Annotated in this window: 18 protein-coding genes; 7 read left to right on the top strand and 11 right to left on the bottom strand. The window is 67.0% G+C overall.

Going from position 1 to position 20,217, the window contains the following annotated elements; all coding sequences use genetic code 11:
• The 4 genes from AB4Z46_RS27785 to AB4Z46_RS27770 form a co-directional block, all read right to left on the bottom strand.
• A partial coding sequence (locus tag AB4Z46_RS27785; protein WP_442286786.1) for an AMP-binding protein occupies positions 1-1,305 on the bottom strand: 1,305 nt, incomplete at its 3' end.
• A complete protein-coding gene (locus tag AB4Z46_RS27780) occupies positions 1,296-2,852 on the bottom strand; it encodes an ABC transporter substrate-binding protein (RefSeq protein WP_442286785.1) in 1,557 nt (518 codons plus the stop codon). The genes AB4Z46_RS27785 and AB4Z46_RS27780, both read right to left, overlap by 10 nt.
• A 78-nt stretch (positions 2,853-2,930) precedes the next feature.
• A complete protein-coding gene (locus AB4Z46_RS27775; RefSeq protein WP_442286784.1) occupies positions 2,931-3,704 on the bottom strand; it encodes an SDR family NAD(P)-dependent oxidoreductase in 774 nt (257 codons plus the stop codon).
• 302 nt (positions 3,705-4,006) lie between these two features.
• Positions 4,007-5,605 (bottom strand): FAD-dependent oxidoreductase, encoded by a 1,599-nt coding sequence (locus AB4Z46_RS27770; RefSeq protein WP_442286783.1) that lies wholly within the window; start codon positions 5,603-5,605, stop codon positions 4,007-4,009.
• A 210-nt stretch (positions 5,606-5,815) separates the two neighbouring features.
• Here AB4Z46_RS27770 and AB4Z46_RS27765 point away from each other — a divergent pair, with 210 nt between their 5' ends.
• Complete coding sequence (locus AB4Z46_RS27765; RefSeq protein WP_442286782.1) at positions 5,816-6,040, top strand: acetyl-CoA carboxylase biotin carboxyl carrier protein subunit; 225 nt, start codon at positions 5,816-5,818, stop codon at positions 6,038-6,040.
• Positions 6,041-6,053: 13 nt separating this feature from the next.
• Here AB4Z46_RS27765 and AB4Z46_RS27760 read toward each other — a convergent pair whose 3' ends face one another.
• On the bottom strand, positions 6,054-6,830 hold the full coding sequence (locus AB4Z46_RS27760; protein WP_442286781.1) for an enoyl-CoA hydratase/isomerase family protein: 777 nt from the start codon (positions 6,828-6,830) through the stop codon (positions 6,054-6,056).
• Between the two features lie 34 nt (positions 6,831-6,864).
• Entirely contained in the window at positions 6,865-8,400 is a 1,536-nt protein-coding gene (locus tag AB4Z46_RS27755; RefSeq protein WP_442286780.1) for an acyl-CoA carboxylase subunit beta, read from the bottom strand.
• 203 nt (positions 8,401-8,603) lie between these two features.
• Here AB4Z46_RS27755 and AB4Z46_RS27750 point away from each other — a divergent pair, with 203 nt between their 5' ends.
• The 3 genes from AB4Z46_RS27750 (at position 8,604) to AB4Z46_RS27740 (ending at position 13,208) form a co-directional block, all read left to right on the top strand.
• The gene (locus AB4Z46_RS27750) at positions 8,604-10,178 is read left to right on the top strand and encodes an ABC transporter substrate-binding protein (RefSeq protein WP_442286779.1); all 1,575 of its coding nucleotides are present in this window, start codon (positions 8,604-8,606) and stop codon (positions 10,176-10,178) included.
• Positions 10,179-10,243: 65 nt separating this feature from the next.
• Positions 10,244-11,800, top strand: coding sequence for an ABC transporter substrate-binding protein (locus tag AB4Z46_RS27745; RefSeq protein WP_442286778.1), 1,557 nt, complete (start codon positions 10,244-10,246; stop codon positions 11,798-11,800).
• A 37-nt stretch (positions 11,801-11,837) separates the two neighbouring features.
• Positions 11,838-13,208: an acetyl-CoA carboxylase biotin carboxylase subunit gene (locus AB4Z46_RS27740; RefSeq protein WP_442286777.1), complete on the top strand. Its 1,371-nt coding sequence runs from the start codon at positions 11,838-11,840 to the stop codon at positions 13,206-13,208.
• A 10-nt stretch (positions 13,209-13,218) separates the two neighbouring features.
• Here the strand turns inward: AB4Z46_RS27740 and AB4Z46_RS27735 are convergent, their stop codons facing one another.
• The 3 genes from AB4Z46_RS27735 to AB4Z46_RS27725 form a co-directional block, all read right to left on the bottom strand.
• Entirely contained in the window at positions 13,219-14,199 is a 981-nt protein-coding gene (locus tag AB4Z46_RS27735; RefSeq protein ID WP_442286776.1) for a quinone oxidoreductase family protein, read from the bottom strand.
• A gap of 119 nt (positions 14,200-14,318) precedes the next feature.
• A complete protein-coding gene (locus AB4Z46_RS27730) occupies positions 14,319-14,579 on the bottom strand; it encodes a hypothetical protein (RefSeq protein WP_442286775.1) in 261 nt (86 codons plus the stop codon).
• Positions 14,580-14,656: 77 nt separating this feature from the next.
• On the bottom strand, positions 14,657-15,679 hold the full coding sequence (locus tag AB4Z46_RS27725; RefSeq protein ID WP_442286774.1) for an AraC family transcriptional regulator: 1,023 nt from the start codon (positions 15,677-15,679) through the stop codon (positions 14,657-14,659).
• A 188-nt stretch (positions 15,680-15,867) separates the two neighbouring features.
• Here AB4Z46_RS27725 and AB4Z46_RS27720 point away from each other — a divergent pair, with 188 nt between their 5' ends.
• The 3 genes from AB4Z46_RS27720 (at position 15,868) to AB4Z46_RS27710 (ending at position 18,867) form a co-directional block, all read left to right on the top strand.
• Positions 15,868-16,884: a tripartite tricarboxylate transporter substrate binding protein gene (locus AB4Z46_RS27720; protein WP_442286773.1), complete on the top strand. Its 1,017-nt coding sequence runs from the start codon at positions 15,868-15,870 to the stop codon at positions 16,882-16,884.
• Between the two features lie 118 nt (positions 16,885-17,002).
• Positions 17,003-17,908: a 3-keto-5-aminohexanoate cleavage protein gene (locus tag AB4Z46_RS27715; RefSeq protein WP_442286772.1), complete on the top strand. Its 906-nt coding sequence runs from the start codon at positions 17,003-17,005 to the stop codon at positions 17,906-17,908.
• A 32-nt stretch (positions 17,909-17,940) separates the two neighbouring features.
• A complete protein-coding gene (locus tag AB4Z46_RS27710; protein ID WP_442286771.1) occupies positions 17,941-18,867 on the top strand; it encodes an EamA family transporter in 927 nt (308 codons plus the stop codon).
• Between the two features lie 67 nt (positions 18,868-18,934).
• On the opposite strand, the gene AB4Z46_RS27705 is transcribed toward AB4Z46_RS27710, so the two are convergent.
• Positions 18,935-19,885, bottom strand: a complete 951-nt coding sequence (locus AB4Z46_RS27705; RefSeq protein ID WP_442286770.1) for a 2-hydroxyacid dehydrogenase — start codon at positions 19,883-19,885, stop codon at positions 18,935-18,937.
• Complete coding sequence (locus AB4Z46_RS27700; protein ID WP_442286769.1) at positions 19,882-20,217, bottom strand: NIPSNAP family protein; 336 nt, start codon at positions 20,215-20,217, stop codon at positions 19,882-19,884. The genes AB4Z46_RS27705 and AB4Z46_RS27700 overlap by 4 nt, the downstream gene beginning before the upstream one ends.

Here is a 20,217-nt window from a genome sequence, read left to right as displayed (position 1 = left end):
CTTGTAGTAGCCCTTCATCAGCACGTAGCCCGCGATGCAGATCTCCCCCACCGTCCCGCTCGCCAGCGTCTCGTTGCTCTCCACGTCCGCGATCCGGATCGCAACGCCCTCCACCGGCCGGCCGTTCGTGCCCGAGCGCTTGGCCAGCGGATCGCTGCAGCGCGTGCGCACGACCGCGTTGGAGGTCTCCGACATGCCGTAGGCGCTGACGAGCTGCGGCACGCCGACGACGTGGGTGAGCCACAGGAAGGAATCCGTCGGCAGCGGCGCGCCCGTGCCCGTGCGCAGGCTCGACAGGTCGTAGCGGCCGATGTCCGGGAAGGCCCGCAGGTCCTGGACGATGGTCTCGACGAAGAAGCTCAGCGTGATGCGCTCGCGCTCCACCGTCTCGCAGAAGAGCCGCGGCTCGAACTGGTCGACGATCACCATGCTGGCGCCGGCGAACCAGGTCGCGAGCGTGTAGAAGGTGCCGGTGGCGGAGAACAGCGGCACGCACGACAGGTAGCGGTCGGCGGGGGTCAGCGCGAGACAGCCGCTGGCGAAGTAGTTGTTCTGCAGCAGCGGGCCGTGGCAGACCATGGCCCCCTTGGGGAACGAGGTCGTGCCCGAGGTGTAGAGGATCTGTGCGACGTCGCCGCCGCGCACCGAGGCCGCGCGGGCCCGCAGGACCTCGTCCATGCCATCGCCGCCGCCGGCAAGAAAGCCCCGGCCGGCCGCCTCGATGGCGTCGAAGGCATCCATGCCCTCGGGCAGTGGCGACGCGGTGCACAGCGCCACCACGCGGCGCAGCGACGGCAGCGCCGCGGCGGCCCACGCGCCTCGCGGCTGCTCGCGGCAGGAGGGAACCACCTTGGCGAGGATGTCGACGTAGCGCGTTCCGCGCGCCTCGTCCTGCATGATCAGCGTTGCGCAGTCGGATTGCGCCAGCACGTACGTCACGTCGTTGTCGCGAAAGCGCGTGTTCACGGGCACCAGCACCGCGCCGATCATCGGCACGGCCCAGCGCGCGACCAGCCATTCGGGCCGATCGCTCATCCAGAGCGCGACGTGCTCGCCCGGCTCGACGCCCAGCGCGATCAGTCCGCGCGCAAAGGCGCGCACGCGCGCCGCGAGCTGCGCGAACGTCAGCCGCAGCTCGCCGTAGACCACCGCCTCGCGATCGCCGTGCACGGAGTCGCCATAGGCCAGCGCATCGGCAAAGGAGCGAGCGACCCAGGGCAGGCCGGAGGTCGCCTGGCGCACAGGAGAAAGGACGGCGTCGACGTCGGCGCCGAGAACTCTGTCGACCACTGCGTTCACTTCCATCGCACGTTGCGCAGGTTGTAGTAGCCGCTTCCGATCTGCGGCGTCCATTCGAGCTTGGCGTCCTGTGCGAAGGTGTAGTAGAGCTCGGTCAGCAGCACGGCGTGGCCGTCGTCGTGCAGCACGCGCCCGATCTTGCGGAAGAGCTGGTCGCGCTTGGCCCGGTCGGCCTCGGCGTCGCCCTCGGCGATCAGGCGCTCGACCTCGGGGTTGCTGTAGTCGGACCAGGTGCCGTCCTTGCTGGCGGCGCCGAGGATCGGATGGATCGGGTCGTAGATCGCGTTCGAAAACTGCATCATCGACATCGGCCCGCCCTTGTGGGTGTTGTTGAGCCGGCTCCAGGCCGTGTAGTCCATGACCTTGACGCTGGCTCGCACGCCGATCGTCGACCAGTACGCCGAGATCACCTCGCAGAGGTCCTTCGGGATGTCGCTGGGACACAGCAGCTCGGTGTCGAAGCCCTTGGGGTAGCCGGCCTGCGTGAGCAGGCGCTTGGCGAGCGCGGGGTCGTAGGCGTAGGGCTTGAGCGCGGGATCGACGCCGTACGGATAGGACGACGAGATGTACGAGGCCAGCGGCGCGCCGATCCCGTGGAGCACGTTCTTGATGATCGCGGAGGAATCGACCGCGTGGTTGAGCGCGAGCCGCACCTTCGGGTTGGCCAGCGGCGTGCCCGGCACGTTCGAGTAGAGCCGGACCGCGAGCGGGCTGCCGACCGGCACCGGCTTCACCGTCAGGCCCGCGTTGGCGCGCAAGCGCTGCGCGTCGGCGGTCGGCACGTAGTCGACGATGTCGGCCTCGCCCGAGACGATGGCATTGACGCGGCTCGATGCATCGGGGATCAGCTTGAAGACCAGCCGCTTGATGCCCGGCTTCGGCCCCCAGTAGCCGTCGAAGCGCTCGAGCTCCACGGCCTGGCCGATCTTCTGGGACACGAACTTGTACGGCCCCGAGCCGACCGGCGCACGCGCGAATGCCTCGGGATTCGGCAGCGACTCGGTGTACGCCTTCGGCACCAGCAGCAGGTAGCCCGCCAGCTTGTTCAGGAAGGCGCCGTCCGCGCGCTTCAGGCGGAACACCACGCTCGCGTCGCCCGCGGTCTCGACGCTGTCGATGAGGTTCACGAAGTAGGGCCGGCGCGTGCTCTTGATCTCGGGCTGGAGGATGCGCTCCATCGAGTACTTCACGTCCCTGGACGTGAGCGGCGCGCCGTTGTGGAACTTCACGTCCTTGCGCAGGGTGAAGGTGTAGGTCAGGCCGTCGTCGGAGATCTTCACGGCCGTGGCGACGCTCGGCTGCAGGTTGCCCTTGAGATCGAAGGCGTACAGCGTGTCGTAGAGCTGGAAGCCGTAGCGCTGGGAATCGCCGGTGGCGGCAACCTGTCCGTCGAGGTTTCCGATCTCCTTGCCGATGCCGAAGACCACCGTGTCGCGGTCCACCGCGGGCTTTCCGTCGAGCGCGAAAGCCGGAATGGCGGCCAGGGCGGAGGTGGCTGCGACGGCAGCCCATGCGGCAGCGCGCAACGATGAAGGTATGGCGACGATCGACATGAATTGGGTTTCCGGCGCAAAGGCCATTTCGTGAACAGGAACCGGGCGGCCGCCGGGGCCGCTGGCGGATGGCGATGGTCAGCGCACCGTCTCGGGGCCGCCCTTGACATAGATGATCTGGCCCGAGACGAAAGAGGCTTCCTCGCTGCAGAGGAAGGTGACCACGTTGGCGATGTCCCTCGGAACACCGACACGCCCGAGCGAGATGTTCTTGGCGCGCATCTTCATGTACTCCTCGGGGTCGATGCCGCGCCGCAGGGCGGTCTGGCGCGTCATCTCGGTATCGACGAAGCCGGGCGCGACCGCGTTGACGTTGATGTTGTAGGGGCCGAGTTCGATGGCCGCGGTGCGGGTGAAGGCCTGCAGGCCGGCCTTGGCGGACGAGTAGTTCGCCTGTCCGCGGTTGCCGAGCGCCGAGGTCGAGGACATGTTGACGATCTTGCCGAAGCGCTTCTCGACCATGTGGCGCTGCGCCGCGCGCGTGCACAGGAAGGTGCCGCGCAGGTGCACACCCATGACCAGGTCCCAATCGGCCACGCTCATCTTGAAGAGCAGGTTGTCGCGCGTGATGCCGGCGTTGTTGACGAGGATATCCAGGCCGCCGCACTCGGCGATCACGCGGGAGACGAAGGCGTCGACCTGGGCCTCGTCGGCGACGTCGCAGGCGGCGCCGAGAGCCCGCACGCCGTACTCGGACGCCAGACCGGCCGCGGCGCTCGCCGCCAGGTCTTCCGCGAGATCACACACCGCCACCGAAGCGCCCTCTTGCGCGAACGCCTGTGCCGTGGCCAGGCCGATGCCGCGGGCGCCCCCCGTGACGATGACCACCTTGCCTTCGAATCGCTTGCTCATGAATCTTTGTCTCCAGTTCCATCGCCGGCGATGAGGATCGCGGGCTTCGAGGCAAGTCTAGGCGGACGCCTCCTGGAGTGTCAATATATGAAATTCGGATATGGATAGGTAGTTTTCCTAGGAACCATTCGGATGCCCGAATCGAACCATGAAACGGACCCTTTCGAATCACCATTCAATCCCTCATTTTCATTGATAAAATTCACGCTCTTCGAGACGTTGGCGGAAGATCGAAAAAGGCATTTTCGAGTGCGTTCACTGTGGTTGATTTTGTATCCACTATGTGGACAGTTGCAATCCAATCAGCCCTCCTCCAAAGGCTCCTGCAACACCGACCGCGCGGCGTTGCGCCCTCCCACGAAGCACTCCGCCAGGTTTCCGCCGGCCATGTAGACATGGCCGAACACGCTGCCGAGTTCGCCCGCCGCATAGAGCCGCGGCACCGGCTGCCCGAACGGATCGAGCACCCGCTGGCGCGCGTCGTGCACCGGACCCCCCTGCGTATTGATGACGACGGGCCACAGCCGGGCGGCATAGAAAGGCGGCGAGGCCAGCGCCATCATGGTTTCGGGTCGGCGGCCGAAGTCGCGGTCGACGCCCGCGGCCACGTCCGCATTCCACCGCTCGACCGTGGCCGCGAGCGCAGCGGGGTCGAGGTCGAGCCGGGCGGCCAGTTCCTCGAGCGTGTCGGCGCGCACCAGGATGCCGTTGTCGACCTCGCGCAGGTTGTCCGCGCTCCATTCGTAGTACGCCTCTCGATCGTTGGTGATCGATCGACCCATCGGGTAGAGCTTGCGGCCCGCCTCGTCGAACAGCAGGAATGACGGCAGCCGGGTATGGCGGCCGGTCGCCGGATCGAAATGGTCGAACTGGCGCACGCCGGTGTCGGACATGTACGGCGGGTACTCGTCGACATAGCGCCTGGCCTTCTGGTCGACGACGATCCACGCCATCCGCGGCAGCGCGCGGCCCTTGCGCTCCGGGGTCCACATCGGCAGCAGCTTGACATAGAGGCCGAACGGGAAGGCCGGGTCCGGATGCCGCATGCCATAGGGCCCGTGGCAGTGCCACATGTGCCAGAGGTCGGCGTTGACCGCCTGCGCCATGCGGATGCCGTCTCCGGTGTTGCCCCGGAAGCTGCCGGTCAACACGGGCGTGGAGACCAGGAACTGGCGCTTCATCTCCTCGTCGGCCTCGAAGCCGCCGCAGGCCAGGACCACGCCCCGCCGGGCCTGGACGCTGACCGCGTCACCGCCGGCACGGCGCACGGCCACGCCCAGGACCCGCCCCTGCGCATCCTGCAGCAGCCGCTCGACCGGGCTGGAGAGCCAGACCTCGATGCGCCCTGCCGCCGCGTGATGGTCGACCTGGTCGGCGAGCACCTTGAACAGGAAGCAGCCCGGCCGCAGCGGCCGCGCGGCCAGGTAGCCGTCCGACTCGGGCCCGCCGGGCTCGCCGAAACCGGGGATCGATTCGATCTCCGCATAGCCGAGCGAATCGCAGCCGGGAAAGGGGTAGTTGCCGACGGCGGGCTCCACCTTCACGCGCGCGCCGTTGATGCGCGCGAGATCGCGCAGGTAGTCCGGCATCTCGGCCATGCCTTCGGCCAGCACCCGCAGCACATCGTCCGGCGTGCGGCCGCCGCAGGTGTGCTGCAGGTACCTGAACCCCTCCCGCGCGTCCTCGCACACGCGGATGCCGCCGGCCGAAAGGATCGAGATGCCCCCCGGGTCGGCCATCTTCTCGATCAGCAGCACGCGCGCCCCCGCGCGCGCCGCCTCGATGGCACAGACCGCGCCCGCGGCGCCGTAGCCGACGACGATCAGGTCGAACGACGGCCTCGCAGCCGGGGCCGTCGGCGGCGAATCGGGTCTCTGTCGAGTGCTTTCAGATGATTCCATTATGTGGCTCTTTCTTTCTTGTGTTTTGTACGATCGTTCGTTTGACTCGATGGACTCCGGACGTCATTCATACTTGAGAAATGCGTGATTTTGCCAATGAAGAATCAGATTTCTTCCAGCAAATACCCGCGCTCGGTTATAGTGAACCAACGGCGAAATAGCTTCGTTTGCTATTCCATATAGTATTTAAAATGTCTGGAGACATCAACAATGGCAACGCTCAAGATCACATCCGACATGGCGGGCATGGTCTGCAAGATCCCCGTCGAGGTGGGCACCCAGGTCGGCGAGGACGACACCCTGGCGATCCTCGAGTCGATGAAGATGGAGATCCCCGTCGGCACGCCGCGGCCCGGTCGCGTCGCCGCCATCCACGTGGCCGAGGGCGAGGCCGTCAACGAGGGCGACCTGCTGATCACCATCGAGACGAGCTGATCGCGCGCCGCGCCTAGCGTCCGCGGTAGACCGGCGGGCGTCGCGCCGCAAACGCCGCGCGCCCCTCCAGCCGATCCTCCGAGTCGCGCAGCAGACCCCAGGCCATGCGCTCGGCCTCCAGGGCCTGCGGCAGCGGCAGCTCGAGGCCGCCGAGCACCAGGCGCTTCGCCGCGCGCACGGCCAGAGGCGCGTTGGCCGCGATGCGCTGCGCGATCGAAAGCGCCACCTCCTGCAGGCGCTGTGCGGGCACCACCTTGCTCACCAGTCCGATCCGCAGCGCTTCCGCGGCATCGATCGGGTCGCCCGTGAGCAGCATCAGCATGGCGTCGGAACGCCCGATCAGCCGGGGCAGGCGCTGCGTGCCGCCCGAGCCGGGCAAGGTGCCGACGCGGACCTCGGGAAGCGCGAAGCGCGCGCCCTCGGCCGCGATGCGGATGTCGCAGGCGAGGCCGATCTCGAGACCGCCGCCGAAGGCCAGTCCGTTGAAGGCACAGATCAACGGCTTGTGCATCTCGATGCCGTGCGTCAGCGAGCCGTTGTCGGCCTCGCCGAAGGTCTGGCTGGCGAAGGACTTCATCGGCGACGCGCTGTCCTTGAGATCCGCACCGGCCGAGAACGCGCGATCGCCGACGCCCGTGACGATGACCGCATGCACCTCCTCGTCGGCCGAGAGCCGCCGCCAAGCGGCCTGGATGTCGCGCCGCATCCGGAGGTCGATTGCATTGAGGGCTTCCGGACGGTTGAGGCGCACCGTCGCGATGCGGTCCCGGATCTCGATCTCGACGCTCATGGTTCGCTCCCCTGCCCGGCTTCAGCCGTCGCCGTCATGGGTCGATGCGGTGCTTGAAGCCCGGCGTGCGGGAGGCCTTCACCTTGGCGAGCGAACGAATGATGACGTCGCGGGTTTCGCCCGGGTCGATGACATCGTCGATCAGCCCCATGGCGGCGGCCTCGTAGGCACTCGATTCGGTCTTGAGCTTCTGCATGATCTCGGCCCGTCGCTGAACCGGGTCTTCCGCGGCAGCAATGTCCTTGCCGTGCATCAGCTCGACGCCGGCCTCCGGCCCCATGACGTCGAAGTGGGCCGTGGGCCAGGCCACCAGGGTGTCCGGATTCATCACCCGCCCGCACAGCGCGAGATAGGCCAGCCCGATCGCCTTGCGCGCGACGATGGTGATCTTGGGCACCGAGGCCGCGTAGACCACGTTCAGCAACCGGCCCGCCAGCGAGACCATGCCCTGGCGCTCGATCGCCGGCCCGACCAGGAAACCGGGGGCGTCGGTCATGAACACCAGGGGCACGTGGAAGGCATCGCACAGCTCGATGAACTTGCGCGCCTTGCGCGCCGTCTTCTCGTCGAGGATGCCGCCGCGCACCAGGGGGTTCGAAGCCACGAAGCCGACCGGCTCGCCCTGGATGCGGCCGAATGCGGTGATCAGGTTGCCGCCGTAGCGCGGACGCACCTGAAAGACCTCGCCGGCATCGACGATCAGCGCCAACACCTTGCGCATGTCGTAGGCCTGCCGCCCCGCGTCCGGGATCAGCGCACGGATCCGGTCGCGGCCTTCGGGCGTGTCGAGCGCCGCGGGCCGCGGCGCGGCGACCGGCGGGAGCTCGTCGCAATGGCTCGGCAGGAACGAGAGAAAGGTGCGGATGGCCGACAGGCTCTCTTGCTCGGTTTCTCCGATGTGATCGGCCAGCCCCGTGACCTCGCTCGACACCTCGGCGCCGCCGATCTCGTCGCTGGTCACGACCTCGCCGGTTCCGACCTTGACGACCAGCGGGCCCGACATGCCGAGGAAGCCCGTGCCGCGCGCCAGCGTCACGAAGTCGGACTGGGCCGCGGTGAACGACGGGCCTCCGAAAGCAGACCCCAGGGCGGCGGCCACCTGGGGAACGCGCCCCGACATGCGGAAGTGGTCGCCGAAGCGCGAGCCGACGCCGGCCGCCATCGCACCGAAGGTCTCCTGCGCGCGCGCGGCACCGGCCTCCATCAGCGCGATGAAGGGCGCCCGGTGTGCGAGCGCCGCCGCGCGGACGCGGCTGATCTTGACCTCGCCCACCCGTCCTCGGGTGCCGCCGATGACCACCGCATCGTCCGCCGCCACGTAGACCACGCGGCCGTCGATCGTGCCGTGCCCCACCACGATGCCGTCGGCCGGGGTGCGGTCGCGCAGCGCCTGGTGGCCGCTGCGGCCATGCACGCCCATCTCGACGAAGCTGCCCGGATCGAGCAGCGCGGCGACGCGCTCGCGCGCACTGAGTTTTCCGAGCGCATGCAGCTTGGCGAGCGCCTCGGGACGGGATTCCTGGGCTTCGCGGCGACGCGTCTCCAGTTCTTCCAGAACACTTTTATCCATGAATGTCCATATATTGATATTTGATTTTCGGCTAAGCGACTGGGGCACGATATCGGCCTGAACGAAGCGGTATCAGAGGGTATTCCAGTGATTGACATCGTATCGACAAGATTTTAGTTTCGGGGCCCGCGCCATGAGAAGAACCAGATTCTCCGGCAGAAACATCAATATGTCCACTTATTGGACTCACAAGGAGACAGCGGATGATCACAGCGACACGTCGCCGATGCCTGCGCGCGAGCGCCACCGCCTGGGCGCTGGGCGCCGCGTTGCTGCTCGGGCTGGCCGGCGGCAACGCCGCGGCCGCCGACCACGCCCCGGCGGTGGACCGGGACACGCTGGTGGTCGGCCTGGAGAAGTCGATCAGCAACCTCGACGCGCAGGTCACTTCGACCGGCGACTCGCTGCTCTATGCCTGGCAGATCTACGACACGCTCTACGGCTTCGATCCGCTGGGCAATCTGGTCCCGCGCATGGCGAGCGCCGTCAAGGTGGCACCCGACCAGAAGAGCTACGCCTTCACGATGCGCCGCGGGCTGCGTTTCCAGAACGGCGATCCGCTGACGGCGCAGGACGTGAAGTACTCGCTCGAGCGCATCCTCGATCCGGCCACGAAAAGCACGCGCCGCGTCTACTTCGCGCCCGTCGTCGAGCGCGTGGAGGCGAGCGGCGACACCGTCACCTTCGTCCTGAAGCAGCCGGACGGCGCCTTCCTCAACAAGGTGGCGGGCTTTCTCTTCATCGTGCCCAAGGACTACACGACCCGGCTCGGGACACCGGAGGCCTTCGCCGCCGCCCCCATCGGTTCGGGCCCTTTTCGCGTCAAGGAGTTCAAGGTCGGTCAGTACCTTGAACTGGAGCGCTTCGACGCCTATTGGGGCAAGGACGCGGGCGAGACGCCCGGCGTGAAGCGCCTGGTGCTGCGCTTCATCCCCGAGGCCGCCAGCCGCGTCAACGCCTTGGTCAACGGCGAGATCGACCTGGCGACCGTGATCCCCTTGCAGGATGCGAGCCGGCTCAAGGCCGACAAGGGGCTGGAGGTGGTCACCAATCCCAACGGCGGCCCGCTGCACGTGCGGCTCTACTCGAACGTCGCAACGCATCCGTTCGCCAACCGCGACGTTCGCCGCGCCCTCAACCACGCGGTCGACAGCAACGCGATCATCAAGGGCGTGCTGCACGGCGTGGGCAGCCCGATGGCGTCGTTCATCTCGCGCTACTACCCGTACGGCGCCGAGCCGGACCTGAAACCCTATGCCTACGATCCGGCGAAGGCGCGCGAACTGCTGCGCAAGGCCGGATTCCCGAACGGCATCGACGTCAAGCTCTACAACGGCACCGACCAGCCGAAGGAGCTCGCCGAAGCCATCGCCGCGTACTGGGGCCAGGTGGGCGTGCGGACCGAACTGGTGCGCATGGACTACCCCGCGTTCATCCGCCTCAACAACACGCACAAGGCGGGCCCGGCGACCGTCACCATCTTCTCGAACGTGATCTACGACCCGGTGCATCCGATCGTGGGCACCTTCTCGAAGGAGGGCACCTGGTCGGACTACTACAACCCCGAGGTCGAAGCGCTGATCGGCCAGCTCGAAGGCACGCTCGGGCCCGAGGCGCGCGGCGCGATCTTCCGCAAGATCGGCCGGCTGCTCCACGAGGACGCCGCGTCGCTCAACATTTCCGAGCAGTTCTACGTCTACGGCCTCAAGAAGGGCCTGCAGTGGCAGGTCCAGCAGGGGTCGGGATTCCTCAACTTCCGCCGTACCGCCTGGCAGTGAGCGGCAACGCCCGCGCCCACCCACCAACCCATCCATTCATTCATCCAACCAACTGGAGCACACCCATGTCCCGACTGAAACCGCAGGCTCTCCTGTTCCGCTGCCTTGCCGGCGCCATGCTGGCATTTCTCGCGCCGACCTTCGGCGCCATGGCGGCGAGCAAGACCGGGCCCGCCGTCAACAAGGAGACCCTCGTCGTCGCGCTCGACAAGGAGATCCAGAACCTGGATGCCCAGATCACGGCCAGCGGCGACTCGCAGCGCTATGCGATGCAGATCTACGACACGCTCTACGGCTTCGACGACAAGGGCAACATCGTCCCGCGTATGGCCGACGCGTTCAAGATCTCGCCGGACGGCCTGACCTACACCTTCTCGCTGCGCAAGGGCATCAAGTTCCACAACGGCGACGTCTTCAGTTCGGAGGACGTGAAGTACTCGATCGAGCGCATGATCGACCCGGCCTCGAAAAGCACGCGGCGGCCCTACTTCGCACCGGTGGTCGACCGCATCGAGACACCCGACCCGCAGACCGTGGTGATCAAGCTGAAGCAGCCGGACGGCGCCTTCATGAACAAGGTGGCCGGCTTCCTGTTCATCGTCGGCAAGAACTACGCGTCGAAGCTGCCGAACCCGGAGGCCTTCGCCGCGGCGCCGGTCGGGACCGGACCCTTCCGAGTGAAGGAGAACAAGATCGGGCAGTTCCTCGAGCTGGAGCGCTTCGACGATTTCTATGGCGAGAAGCCGGGCATCAAGACCCTGACCTTCACCTACATCCCCGAGCCGGCCAGCCGGGTGAACGCCATCATGACCGGCGAGGTCGACATCGCGTCGATGGTGCCGCTGTCCGATGTCGAGCGCCTGCGCAAGGACAGCGCGTTGAACGTCATCACCAACCCCGTGTCGTCGCCGCTGCACGTTCGCCTCTATTCGAACGTGCCGGGCACGCCGCTGTCGAAGCCCGAGGTGCGCAAGGCCCTGAACCATGCCGTGGACGCCAACGCCATCATCAAGGGCGTGTTCCACGGCGTCGGCGCCCCGATGGGGACCTTCATCTCGAAGTACTTTCCCTATGGCAGCAGCCCGGACATCGCGCCCTACGCCTACGATCCCGCGAAGGCGCGAGCCCTGCTGAAGCAGGCCGGCTATCCGAACGGCTTCGAGATCGAGCTCAACGACGCCGTCGGCACGCCCAAGGAACTCGCCGAGGCCGTGGCGGCCTACCTGGGCCAGGTGGGCGTGCGGGTCAAGATCAACCGCATCGACTACGCGGCGTGGAGCCGACTCAACAACACCCACAAGTCGGGCCCGATGACCACGACCCAGTTCACCAATGCGATCTACGATCCGATCCATCCGGTGGCGGGCTCGTTTTCGAAGAGCGGCACCTGGTCGGACTACTACAACCCCGAGGTCGAGAAGCTGATCACCGAACTCGACAGCACGACCGGCGCCGAGGCGCGCGGTGCGCTGTTCCGCCAGATCGGCCGCGCCCTGCACGACGATGCCGCCGCGCTGCTGGTCACCGAGCTGTTCAACGTGTTCGCGAAGAAGAAGGACCTGTCGTGGCAGATCCAGCAGGGCTCGGGCTTCCTGAACTTCCGCAAGGTGGCCTGGCAGTGAGGCCAGGTCGCAGATCGACAGCCAAGGACGCCTGCACGTGACCGACAAGCACACCCTTCTCATCGCCAACCGCGGCGAGATCGCCTGCCGCGTGATCCGCGCGGCCAGGAAGCTCTCGCTTCGAACGATTGCCGTCTACTCCGAAGCCGATCGCGACCTGCCGCATGTGCAGCTCGCCGACGAGGCGGTCGCCATCGGGCCGGCGCGCGCCTCGGAAAGCTACCTGCGCCAGGACAGGATCCTGGACGCCGCCCGCCGCACCGGCGCGACGCTGCTGCACCCCGGCTACGGCTTCCTGGCCGAAAGCGCGTCCTTTGCGCAAGCCTGCCGGGACGCCGACGTTCGCTTCGTCGGCCCGAGCCCCGACGTCATCCGGCTCATGGGCGACAAGGACCAGGCGCGGCAGGCCGCGGCGCGGGCCGGCGTCCCGGTCCTGCCGGGCACCGGCAAGCTGGACCCGGACAACGCGCAGGAGCTGCTCGCAGCCGGTGCCAAGACCGGCTTCCCGCTGTTCGTCAAGGCCGCCGCGGGCGGCGGCGGCATCGGGATGCGCGTGGTCCCGCATGCCGACGACCTGGTCGCATCGGTGCGCGCCTCGAGCAGCATGGCGCAGAAGGCGTTCTCCGACGGCTCGGTCTACATGGAGCGCCAGGTCGAGCGCGCGCGCCATGTCGAAGTGCAGGTCTTCGGCTTCGGCGACGGCACCGCTGTTCACCTCTTCGATCGTGATTGCTCGGTGCAGCGGCGCCACCAGAAAGTGATCGAGGAGGCCGGCGCCCCGCTGATCGCCGACGAGATCCGCCGGAAGATGACGCAGGCGGCCGTCGGCCTGGCGGCGTCGTGCCGCTACGAAGGGGCCGGCACGGTGGAGTTCCTCTTCGACACGGCGACCCGGGAGTTCTTCTTCCTCGAGATGAACACCCGCATCCAGGTCGAGCATGCGGCGACGGAGATGATCACCGGCATCGACCTCGTGGGCGCGCAGCTCCGGCTGGCGATGGGCGAAGTGCTGAACGCCGAGCTCGCGCAACACACGATCGAGGCCCGTGGCCACGCCATCGAGGCCCGCGTGTATGCGGAGAATCCGGCGCGGAACTTCATGCCCAGCCCGGGTCCGCTCGACGAACTCGTGCTGCCCGAGATGGCGGGCGTGCGCATCGACTGCGGCTATCGGCAGGGCAACGTGATGACGCCCTACTACGACCCGATGGTGATGAAGGTGCTGGCCCACGGACCCGATCGCCTGAGCGCGATCGACACGCTCCGCGCGGCGCTCGCCGCGATACGGATCACCGGACTCACCAGCAACCTGGGCTATCTGGATGCCGTGCTGGCGCACCGGAGATTCCGGGCCGGCGACCTGCACACCGGCCTGCTGACCGAACTGCACGCCGCGCTGACGCGCTAGCCCTGCCGCCTCAGGGCAGCATCACGATCGCACCCGTGCTGGCCCGGTTTTCGGCCAGGCGGTGCGCATCGGCCACCTGCGCCAGCCCGAAGCGCGCCCCGATGCTCGCGCGCACCGCGCCGCTGGCCATCGCGTCGAAGACGTCGGCCGCGTTGGCGCGGAAGGTCGCCGTGTCGGCGTTGTGCGGAAAGACCGAAGGCCGCGTCAGGAACAGGCAGCCCTTCTTGTTGAGCAGCTCGGGCTCGATGGCCGGTGCCGGACCCGAGGCGGCGCCGTAGAGCACCACCATCCCGAAGGGCGCGGTGCAGTCGAGCGAACCCATGAAGGTGTGGCGGGCCACCGAGTCGTAGACCACGCGCGCCTTGCGCCCGCCGGTGGCCGCGATCACCTGCGCGACCCAGTCGGGTTGCGAATAGTCGATCGCTGCCGCGCAGCCCGCGGCCCGCGCGATCTCGCACTTGGCGGCCGATCCCGCGGTGCCGATGACCGTCGCGCCCAGCGCACTGGCCCAGCCGCTGAGGATCTGGCCGACACCGCCGGCGGCTGCGTGCACCAGCACGACGTCGCCGGGCTGCACCGCATACGTCCGCTTGACGAGGTACTGGGCGGTCATGGCCTTGAAGAACACCGCCGCCGCATCCTCGTCGGAGATGCCGGCAGGGATCTTCACCAGCTTGGCCGCGGGCACGTTGCGGCGCTCGGCATAGGCGCCGACGCCGGCACTCATGTAGACCGCGCGATCGCCCGGCCGCAGGTCGGACACGCCCTCGCCCAGCGCCTCGACCACACCGGCCGCCTCGTGTCCGAGGCCGGTCGGCGCTTGCAGCGGGTACTTGCCCGAGCGCTGGTAGATGTCGATGTAGTTGAAGCCGATGGCGGTCTGGCGCAGTTGCACTTCGCCGGGGCCGGGTGCGGGAACGTCGATGGATTCGAGCCGCATCACTTCGGGGCCACCGAATTCGTGCAGCTGTACGGAGCGCGCCTGGGTCATGGTCGGGTCTTCCTGTCGTGTGGCCGAAAGCGCCAGCCCTGCGCGATCAGGTCGCGCGGCGTCCGCTGGCGCCCGCAGTATGCACGGACCCGCAGGCACCCATCGGGTGCCCCGCCTTGCTAGCCGGCGGTGCGCTCGTGGCGGTCGGCGGCCGCGAACAGGTCGTCCGAGAAACTGCGGTCGGTGCGGGCGAAGGTCCAGGCCCACTCACGCAGCGCGTCGGCTTCGGCCTTGCGCGAGAGCGGCGCCTCGGGGGCCGCCGCCTGCCACCCGGTCAGCAGCCGGAGCCCGAAGGCCAGCGCGCGCGACAGGGCGTGGGCAGCGGGCGCGGAACCGCGTACATCGTCGATGGAAAGGCCGTTGGCGAGGGTGGTGGACATGGCGAGGGCTCTCCTGGGACAGGCTCGATTATAGGGTTAACCCTAATATCTTGCGCCATCCCGCGGCAATGCCCCCCTCACCGCACACTCGGCGCGCGCTTGGCAGCGCCGGCTTGCTGCTGGACTTTGAAGCGGCGTGCAGGCACGCCCATTTTTTCCCGGAACCAGCGCGAAAACACGCTGGGTGCCGAGAAGCCCAGCAGCCCGGAAACATCCGCCAGCGAACGGCTACCGTCCGCCAAGTACCGTAGGGCCAGCTCTTCCCGGACGGCGTTCAGGAGTTCGGAAAAGGAAGCGCCCTCCCGCTCCAGACGGCGGGCCACGGTGCGGCGGTCCACGCCCATGTGTTGCGCCACGATGTCGGCCGAGCAATGCCCTCGGGGCAATAGCAGCAGTACAAGTTCGCGCACCCGATGGGTCGTCGCGCAGCGCTCGTCGTCGATGTCTCTCGCCAGGGCCTGGTGCGCATAGCGGGCCATCACTGGATCGGCGCCGGGGTTGGGCGCGGCCAAGTCAGCGCTGCGGCACACGATGCCGTTGAAGTCGCAACCGAATTCCACGTCGCAACCGAAGAATCTTCGGTAGTGTGCCTGCGATGCGCCGGGCGCGTGTGCGAAGCACACCAGCTTGGGTGTCCAGGAGGTACCCAGGAACAGCCTCAGCATCCGGTGTGTCACGCCCACCACGAGTTCGGTGAACTGGCGCACGGGGCCTTTCACCTTGGCCGTCAGTTCCAGCCGCAGGATGACGACGTCAGGGCCTGTTTCCAAGTCAACGGCCAGCGCCTCATTGTGGACACGAATGTGGCGGGCAATCGATGTCAGGGCGTCTGACAGGGTCGATGCATCGCGCAGCAGCAGCCCCAACGGGCCGAGGTTGGAAAGTTTGCGTCCTTCCGCCATGCGCATGCCCCAGTCCATGACACCCGATCGCCGTGTCGCCAGTTCCAACAAGGACGCGACCGCCGATGCAGGCACTTTCATGTCCGCGTCGTTCAGGACTGTCGCGGGAAGGCCCACTTCACGGATCAGGGCGCGCGCATCCAGCCCGTGCTCACGGGCATGCCGGTCGAAATCAGTCAGGGAGGCGCCGCGAATCAAGGAAGAGGTGGGGAGATCAACGCCCCGAATTGTCAATTTCGCGTCTCAGAATGTCAAGTTCCGAGAGGGGTGGCTCGACACAATGGCGCTGAGTGATCGCTGATCCCCCCAGAGGCCGCTGAGCAGAGAAAGACATCAGGGCAATTGGAGGATGGGGATCCCGCTCCATCTATACAAGGAGAAACGTGATGAGTTTGGACAAGCGGCAAGCCCGACGAAAAATGACCGCTGCAGCGGCAGCAATCCTTCTGGGGTTGGGGGGCGCCTCCGCGATGGCACAGGCGCCGGCCCCTCCCTCGGCGCCCTATCCGAGCAAGCCCGTGCGCGTCATTGTCGGGTTCCCGGCAGGCGGGACGTCTGACGTCATCGCCCGCGCCTTGGCTGAAGGTCTTCGAGCCGAACTGGGCCAGACCATCGTCGTCGACAACAAGCCGGGAGTCGCTGGCGGCATAGCCGCCGTTGAAATGATTGCCGCGCCGGCCGACGGCTACACCCTGATGGTGTCAGTGAGTGGGCTGGTGAGCGAACTGCCGCATTTCGTCAAAGTGCGTTTTGACCCATTCAAGGATCTCTTGCCGTTGGTAGAACTGGCGAGTGGTGGCCTGGTCCTGGTGAGCAGTGTTACTACGCCCGCAAAGACACTCCCCGAATTGATCAACTACTTGAAGACGCAGCAAGGCAAGTCGAGCTTCGCCTCCTACAGTGCAGGCACCATTTCCCACACACTGGGCCTGCAGTTGAACAAAGCCGGCGGGCTGGACATGGCACATGCGGCCTATCGAGGGTCGCCTCCGGCTCTGACCGACGTCATCGGAGAGCAGATTTCCGTGATGTTCGACGGAACCGCAACCTCCATTCCGCTGATCAAGGGAGGCAAGTTGCGCCCATACGCGGTGACCGCGTCCAAGCGTCTGGTGGCGTTGCCAGACGTCCCCACGATGGCGGAGCAAGGGTTTCCGCAACTCACCGACGAAGTGTGGGTGGGCTTGTGGGGGTCACCCAAGCTCCCGGCCGAGGTCCAGGCAAAGGTGCGCAACGCCACGCTGAACGTGCTGTCGCAACCCGCAATCCGTTCCAAGCTGGTCGAGCTGGGCCTCAACCCTGGCGGCGATGCCTCGCCGGCTGCACTCTCCGCACGCCTGAAAAAAGCATCCGACAAGCAGGGTGCGCTGCTGCGCGCCGCCGGCATCTCGCCCCAGGACTGAGCGTCCGAACAGCAAGGCGAAGTCCGTCCGCTTCCTCCATCGCCGCCCGGCCAGGGCAGCAGGGCGGAGCTTTGCCTGAATCCACTTCGCTTCCCCACCACCCACAGAACCAGTCACCATGAAAATCGATATCACCCAAAGCCAGAAAGTGATCATTACCGTCGCCACCACCGGCGGCCTCCATGGCAAGGAAGCCAATCCGGACCTGCCCGAGCAACCGGAAGAGATCATTCGCGCCATGAAGGACGCCTACGATGCGGGCGCCAGCGTAGCCCACATCCATGTACGCGACAAAGCCGGCCTCACGACCTCCGACCTGGCCGTCTACCACGAAGTGATGCAAGGTATCGTGGAGACCTGCCCCGGCATGATCACGCAGGTCGGCAATGGCATCGGCGTGCGCTTCGAGAATGGACGTCAGATGCCCGGGGTCACGTTCCCGCAGGAAGACCGCATGGCGCTGCTCGACATCAAGCCGCGTCCGGACATGCTGACCGTCAATGCCGGCACCTTCCACTTCCAGCACAAACACACCGAGGTGCTGTTCGACAATCCCAAGGGCTGGAACGCCGAGTTCATCCGGGGCTGCAACGCTCGGGGCATCCACAACGAACTCGAGTGCTACGACATCAGCCACATCGAGAACATGATCAAGCTGCGCGATATCGGCGTGATCACGGGCAAGATGCACTTCAGCCTCGTGCTCGGCATTGATGGCGGCATCTCGGCGTCCCCCAAGAACCTGCTGGCGCTGGTCGATGCGATTCCCGAAGGCTCCAGCTGGCAGGTCGTCACCATTGGCAAGCATCAGACGCCGTTGTCGATGATGGCCCTTGCCATGGGCGCCAACATCCGCGTGGGGTTCGAGGACAACGTCTATATCGACCACGGCGTGCTGGCCGGGAACAACGCACAGTTCGTCGAGCGTGCCGTGCGCATGTCACGCGAGCTCGGCCGCGAAATCGCGACCCCGGCCGAGGCACGCGCCATGATGGGCATGGACGCAGAGCACTCCCGCACCTGAGAGGGCGACCCATCCGCCCGCGGCCCTCGACCATGCACATTCGCCCCCGTGACCTTCTGCTGGCCTTCGTGCTTGTGGTGACCTGGGGGGCTAGCTTCACGGTCATCAAGCTCGGTCTGGGCGATGTGCCGCCGATGCTGCTGGGGTGCCTGCGCTACCTGCTTTCGGCGTTTCCGGCGCTCTTCTTCTTCGAACGCCCACGTATTGCCCGGCGCTGGTGGCTGGCGTACGGACTCACGGTAGGCGTCGGGCAATTTGCCCTGCTGTTTCTGGCCGTCATGCTCGGGTTGCCGGCCGGCATCGCATCGGTTGCTTTGCAGGCGCAAGCCTTTTTCACGCTGATCCTTGCTCGCTTCTTCCTGGGCGAGACGATTCGATGGATCCAATGGGCAGGCATGGCCATGGCCTGCCTGGGCCTTTGGCTGCTCATGGCGCCGATCTCGCATGGCATGAACGAGATTACGCCTGCGGCCTTTGCATTGGTGCTGGGCGCGGCAGCGTCGTGGGCGGCCTCCAATGTGGTTCTCAAGCAGGCCAAGCAAGCAGTTCGCCACCCCGAGCGATTCGACATCCTGGGCTTCATCGTCTGGACCAGCCTGATCCCGCCCTTGCCTTTTGCAATGCTGTCATGGGGATTGGGCGAGGTACCGAGCGCGTGGTCGGCGATCTCGGGCATTACGCTCACCGGATGGGCGAGCATCCTGTATTTGGCATGGGGCGGCACGCTGCTGGGCAACGGCATCTTCTCCAAGCTGCTGGCTCGCTATCCGGTAGCTCGTGTGGCCCCGCTGACTCTGCTTGTACCCATACTCGGACTGTGCATTGCGTGGTTCGTGCTGGGTGAACAGATCGATGCCCGCCAGTACGCAGGCTGCGCCATCATCATGGCTGGGTTGGTGACTGCCACGACGCAGTCGTCGGGTGACCGAACGTCGCGACGCATGCAAAGCGCACCCTGATTTCGAATGCGTCGATCTGCCTGTCCGCCAGCAGTTCCCTGTCCAGTGGGGCTGTCCGTCCCATTGCCTACGCCGCGACCTCGGTCTCCAGCCGGCCCGACTCGACGAAGCGCCGGACATTGCGCAACACGAGCTCCGCCATGGCCTGCCGCGTTTCCACCGTGCCGCTGGCGATGTGCGGCAGCACGACGACGTTGTCCATCGCCAGCAGGGCGGCGGGCACATGCGGCTCCAGCTCGAACACGTCCAGCGCCGCGCCGCCGAGCTGGCCGGCTTCCAGGGCCTCGACCAGCGCCTTCTCGTCCACCACCGAACCCCGGGCGATGTTGACCAGGAAAGACCGCGGTCCCAGCGCCCGCAGCACCTCGCCCGAGACCAGGTGGTGGGTGGCGGGCCCGCCGGAGCAGGCGACCACCAGGAAATCGGCCCAGGTGGCGAGTTCGACCAGCGAGGGCACGTGGCGCCAGGGCGTGCCGGGCAGCGCTTCGGGCGTGTGGTAGCGGATGTCCATGTCGAACCCGGCACAGCGGCGCGCGACCGCCTGCCCGATGCGCCCCATGCCCAGGAAGCCGAGCCGCTTGCCGCTGAAACGCGCGCCCAGCGCGGGCGGCCCCTTGGCCACCCAGTCGCCGCGGCGAACGTGGCGGTCCGCGGCCGACACGCCGCGCGCCACGTCGATCAGCAGGCCGACCGCGAGGTCGGCGACGCAGTCGTTGAGCACCTCGGGCGTGTTGCTGACGACCACGCCGCGCGCGCGGGCGGCCTCCAGGTCGATCGCGTCGGTGCCGACGCCCAGGCTGCAGATCGCCCGCAGGCGCGGCAGCCGGTCCATCAATGCGGCATCGGCGCCGGCCGTGGCGTTGGTCACCAGCACCGAGAACTCGGCGCCGCGGGCAGCCAGGAATTCGTCCGGGGCGGACTCGCGCCACAGCGGATGCACGTCGTGGCCCTGCTGCAGCTGCGCTTCGAGGCCGGGCGGCAGCCGTCCGTACTGGAGGATCCGCAACGCACCGGTCATCGCGCCGGCTCCCCTGCCAGGGCGGCCAGATCGACGCTCTTCAGCAGCGTGCTTTCCTGCCGCACCACGTGCCCGTCGGCCAGGCTCTTGGCCTTGTAGGCGAGCCACTGCGGATCCGCTTCGAGGGCGCTGCGCCGCTGCTCGCGGTCGGCCATGCTTTCGTACTGCCACAGGTGGACGATCTGGCTGAGCACGCCGACTTCCGTCGTGTAGTAGCCCACCGGCGCGCCCAGGTGGCGCTTCTGCGCCGGCAGGCCTTCGCGTGCATAGAGCTTCAGGAAGGCCGGCACGGCGCCGATGCCGAGGGTGTAGGTTCTGAGATCCACGATCAT

Origin of the sequence: Variovorax sp. M-6 (assembly GCF_052114385.1) — a bacterium.
Classification (GTDB): domain Bacteria; phylum Pseudomonadota; class Gammaproteobacteria; order Burkholderiales; family Burkholderiaceae_C; genus Variovorax.
The sequence above is the reverse complement of the archived record's forward strand: the minus strand, read 5'-3'. Positions and strand labels throughout refer to the sequence as shown.

Excerpts from the sequence above, each read along its gene's own strand:
- AB4Z46_RS27780 (WP_442286785.1), bottom strand. The coding sequence starts at position 2,852 with ATGTCGATCGTCGCCATACCTTCATCGTTGCGCGCTGCCGCATGGGCT.
- AB4Z46_RS27775 (WP_442286784.1), bottom strand. The coding sequence starts at position 3,704 with ATGAGCAAGCGATTCGAAGGCAAGGTGGTCATCGTCACGGGGGGCGCC.
- AB4Z46_RS27770 (WP_442286783.1), bottom strand. The coding sequence starts at position 5,605 with ATGGAATCATCTGAAAGCACTCGACAGAGACCCGATTCGCCGCCGACG.
- AB4Z46_RS27765 (WP_442286782.1), top strand. The coding sequence starts at position 5,816 with ATGGCAACGCTCAAGATCACATCCGACATGGCGGGCATGGTCTGCAAG.
- AB4Z46_RS27760 (WP_442286781.1), bottom strand. The coding sequence starts at position 6,830 with ATGAGCGTCGAGATCGAGATCCGGGACCGCATCGCGACGGTGCGCCTC.
- AB4Z46_RS27755 (WP_442286780.1), bottom strand. The coding sequence starts at position 8,400 with ATGGATAAAAGTGTTCTGGAAGAACTGGAGACGCGTCGCCGCGAAGCC.
- AB4Z46_RS27750 (WP_442286779.1), top strand. The coding sequence starts at position 8,604 with ATGATCACAGCGACACGTCGCCGATGCCTGCGCGCGAGCGCCACCGCC.
- AB4Z46_RS27745 (WP_442286778.1), top strand. The coding sequence starts at position 10,244 with ATGTCCCGACTGAAACCGCAGGCTCTCCTGTTCCGCTGCCTTGCCGGC.
- AB4Z46_RS27735 (WP_442286776.1), bottom strand. The coding sequence starts at position 14,199 with ATGACCCAGGCGCGCTCCGTACAGCTGCACGAATTCGGTGGCCCCGAA.
- AB4Z46_RS27730 (WP_442286775.1), bottom strand. The coding sequence starts at position 14,579 with ATGTCCACCACCCTCGCCAACGGCCTTTCCATCGACGATGTACGCGGT.
- AB4Z46_RS27720 (WP_442286773.1), top strand. The coding sequence starts at position 15,868 with ATGAGTTTGGACAAGCGGCAAGCCCGACGAAAAATGACCGCTGCAGCG.
- AB4Z46_RS27715 (WP_442286772.1), top strand. The coding sequence starts at position 17,003 with ATGAAAATCGATATCACCCAAAGCCAGAAAGTGATCATTACCGTCGCC.
- AB4Z46_RS27710 (WP_442286771.1), top strand. The coding sequence starts at position 17,941 with ATGCACATTCGCCCCCGTGACCTTCTGCTGGCCTTCGTGCTTGTGGTG.
- AB4Z46_RS27705 (WP_442286770.1), bottom strand. The coding sequence starts at position 19,885 with ATGACCGGTGCGTTGCGGATCCTCCAGTACGGACGGCTGCCGCCCGGC.
- AB4Z46_RS27700 (WP_442286769.1), bottom strand. The coding sequence starts at position 20,217 with ATGATCGTGGATCTCAGAACCTACACCCTCGGCATCGGCGCCGTGCCG.